10 protein-coding genes are annotated in these 13,225 nt (G+C 65.2%); 4 read left to right on the plus strand and 6 right to left on the minus strand.

What is annotated here, in order from left to right; all coding sequences use genetic code 11:
• Positions 1-17: 17 nt before the first annotated feature.
• Genes C265_RS18590 through C265_RS18605 form a run of 4 tightly spaced genes read right to left on the minus strand, consistent with a single transcriptional unit; the run spans position 18 to position 4,091 of the window.
• The gene (locus tag C265_RS18590; RefSeq protein WP_010810981.1) at positions 18-980 is read right to left on the minus strand and encodes a tripartite tricarboxylate transporter substrate binding protein; all 963 of its coding nucleotides are present in this window, start codon (positions 978-980) and stop codon (positions 18-20) included.
• Positions 981-1,025: 45 nt separating this feature from the next.
• On the minus strand, positions 1,026-1,826 hold the full coding sequence (locus tag C265_RS18595) for an enoyl-CoA hydratase/isomerase family protein (RefSeq protein ID WP_234788085.1): 801 nt from the start codon (positions 1,824-1,826) through the stop codon (positions 1,026-1,028).
• Entirely contained in the window at positions 1,798-2,943 is a 1,146-nt protein-coding gene (locus C265_RS18600) for an acyl-CoA dehydrogenase family protein (RefSeq protein WP_231881461.1), read from the minus strand. Before C265_RS18600 ends, C265_RS18595 begins: the two co-directional genes overlap by 29 nt.
• Before the next feature lie 8 nt (positions 2,944-2,951).
• Positions 2,952-4,091: an acyl-CoA dehydrogenase family protein gene (locus tag C265_RS18605; RefSeq protein ID WP_052181649.1), complete on the minus strand. Its 1,140-nt coding sequence runs from the start codon at positions 4,089-4,091 to the stop codon at positions 2,952-2,954.
• 90 nt (positions 4,092-4,181) lie between these two features.
• Between C265_RS18605 and C265_RS18610 the strand changes: the two genes are divergently transcribed.
• On the plus strand, positions 4,182-5,387 hold the full coding sequence (locus tag C265_RS18610) for a CaiB/BaiF CoA-transferase family protein (protein ID WP_010810977.1): 1,206 nt from the start codon (positions 4,182-4,184) through the stop codon (positions 5,385-5,387).
• 100 nt (positions 5,388-5,487) lie between these two features.
• On the plus strand, positions 5,488-8,901 hold the full coding sequence (locus C265_RS18615) for an adenylate/guanylate cyclase domain-containing protein (RefSeq protein ID WP_037024683.1): 3,414 nt from the start codon (positions 5,488-5,490) through the stop codon (positions 8,899-8,901).
• Positions 8,902-8,965: 64 nt separating this feature from the next.
• Here C265_RS18615 and C265_RS18620 read toward each other — a convergent pair whose 3' ends face one another.
• Complete coding sequence (locus C265_RS18620) at positions 8,966-10,087, minus strand: alkene reductase (protein WP_010810975.1); 1,122 nt, start codon at positions 10,085-10,087, stop codon at positions 8,966-8,968.
• A gap of 7 nt (positions 10,088-10,094) precedes the next feature.
• Positions 10,095-10,898 (minus strand): 2,5-didehydrogluconate reductase DkgB, encoded by an 804-nt coding sequence (dkgB, locus tag C265_RS18625; RefSeq protein ID WP_010810974.1) that lies wholly within the window; start codon positions 10,896-10,898, stop codon positions 10,095-10,097.
• A 103-nt stretch (positions 10,899-11,001) separates the two neighbouring features.
• On the opposite strand from dkgB, the gene C265_RS18630 reads away from it, so the two are divergent.
• Complete coding sequence (locus C265_RS18630; RefSeq protein ID WP_010810973.1) at positions 11,002-11,904, plus strand: LysR family transcriptional regulator; 903 nt, start codon at positions 11,002-11,004, stop codon at positions 11,902-11,904.
• A gap of 108 nt (positions 11,905-12,012) precedes the next feature.
• Positions 12,013-13,122: an alkene reductase gene (locus tag C265_RS18635; protein ID WP_010810972.1), complete on the plus strand. Its 1,110-nt coding sequence runs from the start codon at positions 12,013-12,015 to the stop codon at positions 13,120-13,122.
• Positions 13,123-13,225 lie beyond the last annotated feature (103 nt).

A 13,225-nucleotide genomic window follows, 5' to 3' on the forward strand; every position in this document is an offset into this window, starting at 1 on the left:
GCAGTAAGGCCAGGCGCTCAACTCGGCCGGATATTGGCTTTTTCCGCCACACCCTTGAAGCGCAGGTATTCCGCACGCTGGAATTCCCCCAATTCGCCGAGCGCCTTCTTCAAAAAGGTACCCGCGCGCTTGGACTGGTATGCCTTTGCCGCCTCGGTCCCTTGCGCGGCGGAAATCGCTGCGGCAAGCTCCTTGAGCTTGTCCTGCGGGGTGCCGGCCTTCATCGAGAAGGACGACCACACGTAGGATTCAAAGTCCGCATAGCCCAGTTCCTTCATCGTCGGGACATTCGGCAACAGCTTGTCGCGCGCCCCGCCGGTAATCGCGAGCACGCGGAGCTTCTTGGCCTTTTCCATGGGGGCGATGCCGGTGATGTCGTTGAGGGCGATGTCCAGCCGGTTGCCGATCAGGTCCGTCACCATGGGCGCTCCGCCCTTGTACGGCACGGGCGTGGTCTTGATACCCGTTACCTGCGCCAGCCACTCGCCTACCAGGCGATAGCCTTCGGAATAATTGCCGATCGAGATCGGGTTGCCCGTGGCCTTGTAGCGGGCCACCACATCCGCAATGCTGTTGTAGGGTGAATCGTTGCCGGCCACAAAAGCGGCGGCGGAGATCGCCAGGCCGTGCAGCGGCACCAGGTCCTTGAACGGGTCGTAGCCCAGGTCCTTCACCATCACCGGGTTCACCGCGATCAGCGAGTTGCTGCCCAGCAGGATGGTGTTGCCGTCCGCCGGCTCCGCCAGCACAGTGCGCACGGCGATGAGGCCGCTGGCCCCCGGCTTGTTCTCGACCACGATGGAGCGTCCCAGCGCCTTGCCGATCAGCTCCGCGTAAAAGCGCGCGCCCTCGTCCGAGCCGCTGCCCGCCGTGAAGGGCACGATGACGCGAATCGCCTTGCCCTGCGCCCGGGCGATGTAGGGGAAACCCAACGCTGCCGCGCCCGCCAGCAGCGTGGCGCCAAATTGTCTCCGTTGCATGGTGCTTGTCTCCTGTATATCGAAATGGTTTGGCCTTGGCCGGATTCAGTCTTCAAAGACCGGCAGCCGCCTTTCGGCCATGGCCTTCACGCCCTCGGCCATGTCCGGCCCCGCAAACTGGGTAGCCTGCTCCGCGCTCTCGCGCGAGATGGCGTTGCGGATGTGGCTGAGCGAGTCCGCCTTCAAGGTTTGGCGGGTGGACTGCAACGCACGCGGCGATGAAGTGGCCATTTCCCGGGCCAGTGCCATCGCGGCGGTGCGCACCTCCGCCTCGGGGACGATGAAGTCCACCAGCCCCAGCTCACTGGCGCGGGCGCCATCTACGCGGGCGCCGGTGTACAGCAACCACGCCGCCATCTGCTTGCCGATCAGCGCCGGCAGGGTGTAAGAGAGCGCGAAGCCAGGGTGAATCCCGAGCCGGTTGAAGTTGGCCGAAAACCGGGCCTCTGCGCATGACACCCGGAAGTCCGCCGCGAGCGCCAGGCCAAGGCCGCCACCCACGGCCGCGCCCTCGATGGCGGCCACAATCGGCTTGCTGAAACTGAAGATGCGCAGTGCCTCCAGATAGATGGGATTAATGCGCGAGGCGCTGCGCCCCTCCGCGCCATTGCGCCGCGAAAAATCCGCCCCCGCGCAGAACGCGCTGCCGCCCGCCTGCAGCAGCACCGCACGGCAGGTCTTGTCGGCCTGCAGCCGGTCCAGCTCGTCGGCAATCCGGGCAATCATCTCCACATCAAAGAAATTGTGCGGCGGGCGGTTCAGCTCGATGATGGCAACATGGCCGTCGCGGCTGGTCAGGATGGCCTGGTTCGGCGTCTCAGACATGGGTGGCGGTCCTTTCTGCATGCGTGGGTTGGGCTTGGTGGTCAGCCGGCGTTGCCGGGGCATCCGCCGACGGCAGGGTGCGCGCGGTCAGGTGCGGCCAGAACTGGTCCGAGCCTGCCTGGATGAACGCCTGGCCGAGGCGCTCTGCCCATTCGGTGCTGCTGCCGGCCTCGGCACGCCAGGCCCACAGGCGCCGCGTGGCAAAGTTCAGCGGGTATTCGTAGGTAAAGCCAATGGCGCCATGCACCTGGTGCGCAATCGAGGCACCCGTGCGCACCGCGTCGCTGGCCGTCACCTTGGCGACCGCGGCGCTGAATTCAGCCTGGGGCGCGCTGTCCTCCTGCATGGCGGGCAGATCGCGCAGTGCGGTGGCCGCAGCCGCGTAGCTGCAGGCCACTTCGCCGGCCAGCACGGCAATCTGCTGCTGGATAGCCTGGTTCTTGCCGATGGGCTTGCCAAACTGCACGCGGTCCTTCACATACTGCACCGCCAGGTCCAGCGCGTAATCCAGCGCGCCGGTCAGCTGCGCGGCGGTGGTGGCGGCGTAGAACACTTCCAGCGGCCGGCTCAGCCCGGAAATGCCAGCAGGCAGCACATGCGCCACGGGGGCATGGTCAAGCACCACCGTGTCGGCCGGCAGCGATGCGGCATCGGCCTTTGGCTCCACCCGCACGCCAGTCCCCTTGGCATCCACCAGGCAGACGTGGCCTGCCGCCTCCACCACCAGCCAATGGGCATGGCGCGCCCACTTCACCGCTGTCATCGTGCCGGTGAGGGTGGCGGGCGTCCCCGCCTCATTGCCGGTCAGTGCCAGTGCCCGCGTCTGCGCGCCGGCGGCCAGCGCAATCACGCTGCCGGCCGCCAGGTCCAGCCCGCTGCGCGATGCCAGGTACTGCCCCACCACCGCCTGCGACAGCGGCACCGGCGCCTGGGTATAGCCGACCTGGTAGAACAGGGACAACGCTTCCGGCCACGAGGCCTCGATGCCGCCATGCGCCTCGCGGCAGAGAATCTTGGTCATGCCGGCGTCGGCGATGGCTTGCCACAGTGCGCCGGCAAATTCACCGGTCTCGACAGCGGTCAGCAGCTCGCGGCTCACCTCGTTGGCCAGCAGTCGCTTGACGGTTTCTTCAATCATGTTGTCGCTCATCGCAGCCCCAGTCCTTTCGCAATAATTCCGCGCAAAATCTCTCTCGTGCCCCCTCGCAGTGAGAACGATGGCGCCGCCAGCGTCACCAGGTTCAGCACCTGGTCGAACTCGCTTCCATCCCCCAGTCTGTCGGGGAATACCTCGTAGGCAATGTCGGGCAGCGACTGCTCCAGCAGCGCCCCCTGGTCCTTGACGATGGAGGCGGCCAGCGACGGGTCCTGCCCCTCGGCCATCATCAGTGCGATGCCCTGCGACATCTGGCGCAAGGTGGCATAGCGCGCGATCACCTTGCCGATGGCCACGGCCTGCTGACGGTTGCCTGCCTGCGCCGCATCGAGCATCTCCAGCAGCAGTTGCGTGCTGCTCAGGAAGCGCTCCGCGCCCGATCGCTCGTACTTCAGTTCATTGATCACCTGGCTCCAGCCCTTGCCCTCCTCGCCCACCAGGTGGTCATCGGGCACGAACACGTCGTCGAGGATCACTTCGTTGAAGATGCGCGTGCCGAGCTGCGAGACGATGGGCCGCACCGTCACGCCGGGGCGGTCCATCTCGATGAAGATCTGGCTCATGCCGGCGTGGCGGTCATCGCCACGTTCCCTGGTGCGCACCAGGGCCACCATGTAGTGCGCATGGTGCGCGCCCGAGGTCCACACCTTGCGGCCGTTGATCTTCCAGCCGCCTTCGACCTTGGTGCCGCGGGTCCGGATGGAAGCGAGGTCCGAGCCCGAGTCCGGCTCGCTCATGCCGATGCAAATGAACGCCTCGCCCCGGCGGATCTGCGGGATGATTTTGGGAGCAAGCTGGTCGCGGCTGTAGCGGATGAGCAGCGGCCCCATCTGGCGGTCGGCGGCCCAGTGCGCGCCCATCGGGGCACCTACGGCCAGCAGTTCCTCCAGCATCACATAGCGCTCCAGCATGCTCTTTCCGCCGCCGCCGATGTCGGTTGGCCAGGTCATGCCGAGCCACCCCTTTTCGCCCATCTTCCTGGAGAAATCCGGGTCGCGGCCGGCCCAGTTGTGTGCCCGCTCGACGCGTGAATACTTTGTGATGTGCTCCCTGGCAAAGGCTCTTGCCTCCTCCCGGAGCGCCTCGCATTCGGGTGGCAGGTCCCCGACCGTGACGTGCAACGTATCCATGTTTATCCTTACTTGCTTGCGAACAAGCAACACTATAGAGTGGATACAACGAATCTGCTCTAGGTAATAACGATGAGAAGCGAGGCAACCATGAACGCAAGCGACATGACGAACGACCAGAAGAAGCCGGACGCCACCGCTCCCCGAGGCCCTCTTGCCGGTATCCGCGTGCTGGATCTGACCGCGGTGGTACTGGGTCCCGTCGCCACCCAGGTGCTGGCGGACTATGGCGCCGAGGTGATCAAGGTAGAACCGCCCGAGGGCGACCTGATGCGTGCAAACGGCGTGAGCCGCACGCCCGGCATGAGTTCCACCTTCATGAATATCAACCGCAACAAGAGTTCGGTGTGCATCGACCTCAAGGCGGAAGAAGGCAAGGCACAGCTACGCCAGCTGATCGGCCGCTGCGACGTGCTGGTGCACAACATCCGCATCAAGGCGATCGAGCGGCTGGGGTTCGGCTACGATTCGGTGGCGCAGATCAACCCCGGCATCGTCTACTGCGCCGCCACCGGCTTTGGCGAGGGCGGCGCCTTTGCCGGCCAGCCCGCATTCGACGACATCATCCAGGGCGCCTGCGGCCTGGCCCATCTGGTGGGACACGAAAGCGGCGTCCCAGACTACCCGCCCACCCTGCTGGCCGACAAGATCGCGGGCCTGGCCACGGCCAACGCCATCCTGGGCGCGATCGTCCACAAGGTCCGCACCGGCGAAGGCCAGTACGTCGAAGTGCCGATGTTCGAGACAATGGTCGCCTTCACGATGACGGAGCATCTGGGCGGCCACGGCTTTCAGCCGCCCATTGGCGACGCCGGCTATGCGCGCCTGCTCAAGGGCGGCCGCAAGCCCTCGCCCACCAAGGACGGGTACATCGCCCTGCTGCCCTATACGGAGCAGCACTGGAAGGCCTTCTTTCACCGCTTCGGGCGCGGCGAATTCATCGAACAGTTCAACATCAGCAGCCGGATCGAGCGCAACAAGAACATCCAGGCGATCTATGCGGAGCTGCGCAACATCACCGCGCGGTACACCACAAAAGAGATGATGGACGTGTGCCGCGAGATGGATATCCCGGTCGCGGAAATGTATTCCATCCACACCATCCAGACCCATCCCCAGGTACAAAGCACCGGGCTGTTCCAGACCATGACGCACCCCACCGAAGGCGACGTGGTAACCACCCGCCCGACGGCCCTGTTCTCCAGGTCGCCTGCTTCCATCTATAAGCCTGCCCCTCGTCTCGGCGAGGATACTGAGCGGGTCTTGGGTTCCAGGTCCGTGAAATGTTCGAATTGAAGCCGAACCTGAAAAACACGGCCAAGCAGCCGCCCATTGATCCCAAAGTGGAGAAAGCGTCTAATCATCAAGAGAAGGGACCTGAAGTGACGAGGTCTGTATGCACTGCACAAACTGCGGATCCGAGAACCCTCCTGACGCGAGGTTCTGCAAGGATTGCGGATCACGACTGGGCCGACGCTGCCCGCACTGTGGCCACGACTCGGGTTCGGCCGACAGGTTTTGTACCGCATGCGGCGCATCGCTGGCCTTACCCACTGTCGGCCCTTCCGATGAAAACCAGCCGACGGCGGCGCCCGCTCCCATCGACTACACCCCACGCCACCTGGTCGAACGCATCCTGGCGCAGCAGGCGGCGATGGAAGCCAGGGGCGCGACCGCCGGCGAGCGCAAGACCATCACGGCGCTGTTCGCCGACATGGCGGGTTCCACGGCGCTGATCCACGACCTGGACCCGGAAGAAGCGCGCCGCCTGATCGATCCCGTGATCGCGCTGATGATGGAGGCCGTGCACCACTACGAAGGCTATGTCGCCAAGTCGCTGGGCGACGGCATACTGGCCCTGTTCGGTGCGCCCATCGCGCATGAAGACCACCCGCAGCGCGCGCTGTATGCGGCGCTGCGGATGCAGGAAGCGATGCGCCGCCACGGCGACCGCATCCGCCTGGAGCAAGGCATACCGCTCCAGATCCGGGTGGGCATCCACACCGGCGAGGTGGTGGTGCGGTCCATCCGCCGCGACGACCTGCATACCGACTACGATCCGGTAGGACACACGATCAACATTGCCTCGCGGATGGAAAGCATCGCCACGCCGTCGTCCATTCTGGTCAGCGAGGCGACCTGCAGGCTGACGGAGGGGTATTTCGACTTCAAGGCCCTGGGCGCAACCCAGGTGAAGGGCATTAGGGAGCCGCTTGCCGTGTATGAAGTGCTGCGCCTGGGCGTGTTGCGCACGCGCCTGCAGGTGGCGCAACGCCGCGGCCTGGCGCAGTTCGTAGGCCGCGAGGGTGAGCTGGCGCAATTGCGTGACGCGCTGGAGCGGGCCAAGGCGGGACACGGGCAGATCGTGGGCGTGGTCGGCGAGGCCGGGGTCGGCAAGTCACGGCTGTTCCATGAGTTCAAGGTGCTGTCGCAGCGCGGCTGCATGGTGCTTGAGACCTTCTCGGTGTCGCACGGCAAGTCGTTCGCGTACCTGCCGCTGATCGACCTGGTGAAGAATTATTTCCAGATCGAGCCGCTCGATGATGAGCGCAGGTGCCGCGAGAAGGTCGCCGGCAGGATGCTGATGCTGGACCGCACACTGGAAGAGCTGCTGCCTTACCTGCTTTTCCTGCTGGGTATCAGCGAGCCGGGTTCGGCATTGCCGAACATGGATCCCCGCATCCGGCGCCAGCGCACCTTCGACGCAATCACGCGCCTGCTGGTCCGAGAGAGCCACAACCAGCCGCTCGAGTTGATCTTCGAGGACCTGCAATGGCTGGACAGCGAGACCGAGGCGTTCCTGGATGTCCTCGCCAGCCACCTGCCAGGTGCCAGGATCCTGCTGCTGCTCAACTATCGGCCCGAGTACCAGCATGGCCGACATCAGCCGGACGGCTACACCGAGCTACGGCTCGATCCGCTGGGCCAGGCCGAGGCCCAGGAACTGCTCGCCGCGCTGCTTGGCGACGATCCCGCGCTGATGCCGCTCAAGCGGCTCATCCTGGACAAGACCGAGGGCAATCCATTCTTCATGGAGGAAGTGGTGCAGACCTTGTCCGAGGAGAAGGCCCTGCTCGGCGAACCTGGCCACTACCGGATCGAGCAGACCCCGATCGCGCTGCATATTCCCACCACGGTCCAGGGCGTACTGGCCGCCCGCATCGACCGGCTGCCCCGCCCCGAGAAAGACTTGCTGCAGAGCCTTGCCGTGATCGGCAAGGAGTTTTCCCTGAGCCTGATCCAGCGCGTGGTCTCCCAGCCGGAGGAACAGTTGCAGCCGCTGCTGGCCAGGCTGGAGGCCGGCGAATTCATCTACGAGCGGCCCGCATTCCCGGATACGGAGTACATGTTCAAGCATGCGCTGACCCAGGAAGTCGCCGGCAGCTCGCTGCTGACCGAGGAGCGCACCGCGCTGCACCAACGCACGGCGCAGGCAATCGAAGCCCTGTTCCAGCATCAGCTGAAGGATCACTACAGCGAGCTGGCCCGGCACTACAGCCTGAGCGGCAATGAACCGAAGGCCGTCGAGTACCTGCAGTGCACCGGCCAGCAGGCAGTGCAGCGCTCCGCGTACCACGAAGCGATCCGCCACCTGAATGCCGCGCTGGAATTGCTCCAGCGCCAGCCCGATTCGCCCGAACGCGCCCGCCAGGAACTCACGCTGCGCCTTGCCATCGGGCCGGCGCTGATCGCCGCCAGGGGCTTTGCCTCGTCCGAGGTCGAAACCACTTACAGCCGTGCCCTGGCGCTGTGCGGTGAGGTCGGGGAGACCCCGCAGCTCTTTCCCACGCTGGTCGGCCTGCGCACGTATTTCTCCCTGCGCGCCGAGCATCGCAAGGCTTACAAGCTGGGCAAGCAACTGCTTGCCCAGGCCAGGAAGACGCAGGACCCGGAGCTATTGGGCGAGGCCCATGTCTCGCTCGCCACGACCTTGTATTACTGCGGGAAGTTCAGGGCCTCCGATGGCCACCTGCGAGATGCGCTCGCCCTCTATGGCGCCAAACCGGATCACGTCCATGTGAATATGCATGGCGTCGACCCGGAGTCACGGGCGCTATCCTTTTCGGCATTGGTCCTGTGGAATCTCGGCTATCCGGACCAGGCCTGCAAGCGAGCACAGAATTCGCTCACGCTGGCCCGGCAGCTGTGCCATCCCTTCAGTCTCGCGCATGGCCTCTGCCTGGCGGCCGAGCTGCACCAGTTCCGCTGCGACCCAAGGCTCACGCTCGAGTGCGCCGACGCGGCCATCGCGCTCTCAAGCGAGCAGGGCTTCCCCGTGTGGCTTGCCTGGTCGACCTTCCTGCGCGGTTGGGCCCTGGCCGAGCAAGGGCAGCATGAGCAAGGCATCGCGCAGATGCGCCAGGGGCTGGCGGCGTACCACGCTACCGGCGCGGCGCTGGGGCATTCGCACTTCCAGCAACTGTTGGCGCAGATCTACGCACGCATGGGACAGGTGGATTCAGCCCTGGACGCGCTAGCCGAAGCGCAAGACGCGGTGCAAAGGACCGGTGAGCACTATTGCGAAGCTGAGTGGCATCGGGTCAAGGGCGAGATGATCCTTCACGGCTGCCGTTCTGATGGCCTTCTGTCTGAAGATGACGCGCAAGCGTGTTTTCACCAGGCGATCACGGTAGCCCGCAAGCAGAATGCCAGGTCGCTGGAGTTGCGGGCCTCACTGAGCCTTGCACGGCTCTGGCAACGCCAGGGCAGGCCCGAGCCGGCCAGGCAACTGCTGGACCAGATCCGCGGCGCATTTACCGAAGGGCTGGACAGCGCGGACATGCGCGACGTCGTGGCGGCATGCCGTTGATGACGATTTCGCCGCCAGCGGCGATTTGCGCCAGTGTTTACATTCTGAATCTCCTGATTTCCACTCAGGCCGCCCTGGCGGCCAGTGCGGGATAGTCGGTCAGCCCGCGTGCACCACCACCAAACAGCGTGTCGCGGTCATGGGGGTTGAGCGTCGCGCCAGCGCGCAGGCGCTCCGGCAGGTCGGGGTTGGCCACGAACGGCCGGCCGAAGGCAATCAGATCGGCCCATCCCTCGTTCAGCGCGGCCTGCGCACGTTCCGCGGTGTACTTGCCGGCGTAGATCAGCGTGCCCCGATACACCTCGCGCAGCCGCTGCTTGAATGCGGCGGGCATATGTGGCGCATCGTCCCAGTCGGCCTCGGCGATATGGATGTAGCCCACGCCCAGCTCGCCGAGCAGCTTTGCCGCGGCCGCATAGGTGGTTTCCGGATCGGCGTCGACGCAGCCATTGAGCGTGGTCAGCGGCGCCAGGCGGATACCGACCCGGTCCTTGCTGCCCGTGCCCTCGATCAGCGCCTGCGTCACCTCGCCCAGGAACCGCAGGCGGTTTTCTAGCGAGCCGCCATATTCGTCGGTACGGTTGTTGGCTTCCGAGTCGATGAACTGGTTGACCAGATAGCCGTTGGCCGCGTGCAGTTCCACACCGTCGAAGCCGGCCGCCATCGCGTTGCGCGCGGCCTGGCGGAATTCGTCGACGATGGCGTGGATCTCTTCCACCTTGAGCGCGCGCGGGTGGGATGCCTGCACGAAGCCCGGCTTGCCATCCTGATCGGCGACGAACACGTTCACACCGTGCGCCTGGATGGCGGACGACGACACCGGTGCGTGGCCATCGAGCAGACTGACATGGCTCAGGCGGCCCACGTGCCAGAGCTGCGCGAAGATGCGCCCGCCCGCTTCATGCACGGCAGCGGTGACCTTGCGCCAGCCGGCGACCTGCGCCGGCGTGTGGATGCCGGGCGTCCACGCATAGCCCTTGCCGAGCGGCGAAATCCAGGTGCCTTCGCTGACGATCAGGCCGGCGCTGGCGCGTTGCGCGTAGTACTCGGCCATCAGTTCGTTCGGCACGTCGTCGGGCTGGCTTGCGCGCGAACGCGTCATCGGCGGCATCACGATGCGATTGGGCAGCGTGAGGGCACCCAGCGAATGCGGCTGGAACAGCGGATCGTGTGTATCGGACATCATGGCCTCCTCAGTCCCAGGCCGGGGCCAGGCCCTCGGGGCTGACCTCGCGGCCGTTGCGCTCCAGCGCGGCGATCTGGGCCATGTCGTCGGCGTCGAGCTTCAGGTCGCGCGCCAGCAGGTTGCTGGCCAGGTTCTCGCGCCTGGTCGACGATGGAATTACCGCATAGCCGAGTTGCAGCGCCCATGCCAGCGCAACCTGCGCGACGGTGGCGCGGTGCTTGTTCGCGATCTGCGCCAGCACCGGGTCCTTCAGCACCTTGCCGTAGGCCAGCGTCATGTACGACGTCACGGCGATGCCCTGCTCCTTCAGGAACGCGGCGAGCTTGTGGTTCTGCAGATAGGGGCTCAGTTCGATCTGGTTGGTGGCGATTTCGCCCTTGCCAACCGCATCGAGCGCCTGCTTCGTCAGTGCGATATTGAAGTTGGAAACACCGATCTGCCGCGTCAGGCCCAGCGCCTTGGCTTCGGCCAGCGCCGCCATGTATTCGGGCAGCGCCACGCCATTGCCCGGCGCCGGCCAGTGGATCAGGGTCAGGTCGACGTAGTCGGTGCGCAGCTTGTCCAGGCTTTCGCGCAGGCTCGGCACAAGCTTGCCGGCGGCGTAGTTCGCCGTCCAGATCTTGGTGGTCACAAACAGTTCATCGCGCTTCACGCCGGCCTCGGCGATAGCCTGGCCGACGTCGGCCTCGTTGCCGTAGATCTGTGCCGTATCGACGGCGCGATAGCCCAGGTCCAGCGCGTTGCGCACCGAATCGATCACGGCCTGGCCGGTCAGGCGGAAAGTCCCGACACCAAATGAAGGAACGCTCATGGTGCAACTCCTATGAAGGAAACTCGAATGCACGCAGTTTGCCGCCCTTACCTTTGCGGATAAAGCCGTGTATAAGGGAAATTCATTTGATTTGAAATCAATAATGAAGACGACCATCGACGAACTGCTGGCCTTTGCCGCCGTGGTGGACACCGGCTCGATCACGGCGGCCGCCGAGCAGCTCAAGCTGACGGTCTCCGCCGCCAGCCGCACCCTGGGCCGGCTGGAGGAGAAACTGCAGACCACGCTGCTGCGGCGAACCACGCGGCGGCTGGAGCTGACCGAGGAAGGGGCGGCATTCCTGGAACACGCCCGCGCCATCCTGGCGATGGTTGACGAGGCGGAAGAGCAGATCGCGGCGCGCCGCCTGCGGCCGGTTGGGCGCTTGCGGGTGGATGCGGCAACGCCGTTCATGCTGCATGTGATCGTGCCGCTGCTGGAGGGCTTTCGCGCCAGCTACCCGGAAGTGGAACTGGAACTCAACTCGAACGAAGGCATCATCGACCTGATCGAAAAGCGCACCGATGTGGCGTTCCGCATCGGCCAGCTGAAGGACTCAACGCTGCATGCGCGCCCCATCGGCACCAGCCGAATCCGCATCCTGGCCAGTCCCGGCTACCTGAAGCGCCACGGCACGCCCACCAAGCCGGCGCAGCTCGCGCAGCATGCGCTGCTGGGCTTCACGCAGCCGGAATCGCTGAACGACTGGCCGCTGCGCGACGACGACGGCAGCGTGCTGCATATCAAGCCAACCATCGCCTCGTCCAGCGGCGAGACCCTCCGGAGCCTGGCCCTGAACGGCCAGGGCATTGCCTGCCTGTCGGACTTCATGACGCGCGACGATCGGCAAGACGGGCGGCTGGTGCAGCTGTTTGCGAAACAGACCCTCGATGTGCGCCAGTCGATCAACGCGGTCTACTATCGCAACACCGCGTTGGCGTCCCGCATCACCTGCTTTGTCGAGTATGTGGTCAAGGTGCTTGGCCAGAAGCCGTTCGAGAGCTAGTTTTCATATTTGATGCCAGATCAAAAGTATTTGACCGATACACGGCTTAATCTGCAAAGATGAACCGGGCAAACTGCGCTCCATCGAAACCCATTCCCTGGAGCACAAATGAGCCCCCTCTTCAAGCCCTTTGCCATGGCCGAGCAAACGCTATCCAACCGGATCGCCATGGCGCCGCTGACCCGTTCGCGCAACCCGGACGGGGTGCCCAACGATCTCAACGCGCTCTACTACGGCCAGCGTGCCGACGCCGGCCTGATCGTAACCGAAGGCACGGTGATCTCGCCCAGTGCGCAGGGATTCCTGTTCAATCCGGGCCTCTACACGCCGCAACAGGTTGAAGGCTGGCGCAAGGTGACCGACGCGGTGCATGCGAAGCGCGGAACGATCTTCACGCAGCTCTGGCACGTCGGCCGGGTGAGCCACGTCTCGATCCAGCCTGGCGGCATCCAGCCGGTCAGCGCAACCGACCAGGTTGCGAAGAACACCAAGGCCTGGGGCTATACCGCCAACGGCACGCCCGGTGCGGTCGATGTATCCGCGCCGCGCGCGCTGGCCAGCGGTGAGGTCTACGGCGTAATCGCCGATTTCGCGGAAGCCGCGGCCAATGCGATCGCCGCCGGCTTCGACGGCGTGGAACTTCACGGTGCCAATGGCTACCTGATCGAACAGTTCCTGAACCCGACGGTGAACGACCGCACCGACGAATTCCGTGGCGACACGCTGGAAGGCCGTACCCGCTTTGTACTGGCTGCCATCGACGCCGTGGCAGCCCGGATCGGCGCGCATCGCACGGCCATCCGCCTGTCTCCCTATGGCGGACTGGGCGACATGGCCGAGTACCCTGAGCTGGAGCAGACCTATCTCCATCTGGCCGACGAGCTCTCGAAGCGGAATATCGCCTACGTCCACCTCATGGACCAGAGCACGCGCGGCAGCTCGGCCACGCCGGGCGACTTCCTGGCAAGGTTCCGACGTCGCTTCACGGGTGCGCTGATCCTTGCGGGTGGCATGACACGCGCACGCGCCGAGCAGCTGATTGCCGATGACCTGATCGACATTGCCGCCTTCGGCGAGCCGTTCATCGCCAACCCCGATCTGGTTGCCCGGCTTGAGAACAACTGGCCGCTGGCCTCGTCGGACCGCGCGCACCACTACGGTGGCGGCGCCGAGGGCTACACGGACTATCCCGCCTACGACGGCGCCGCCGCAGCCTGAACTGCGCCAGACCACCTCGCGCAGCTTCACGCGGCGCTTCGGGCAGCCGCCCGGGGCGGGGCGGGTGTCCGCACACGGATAGCAAGGCTGCACTCAGCCCATC

This window comes from Cupriavidus sp. GA3-3 (genome assembly GCF_000389805.1).
Taxonomy (GTDB): Bacteria; Pseudomonadota; Gammaproteobacteria; order Burkholderiales; family Burkholderiaceae; genus Cupriavidus; species Cupriavidus necator_D.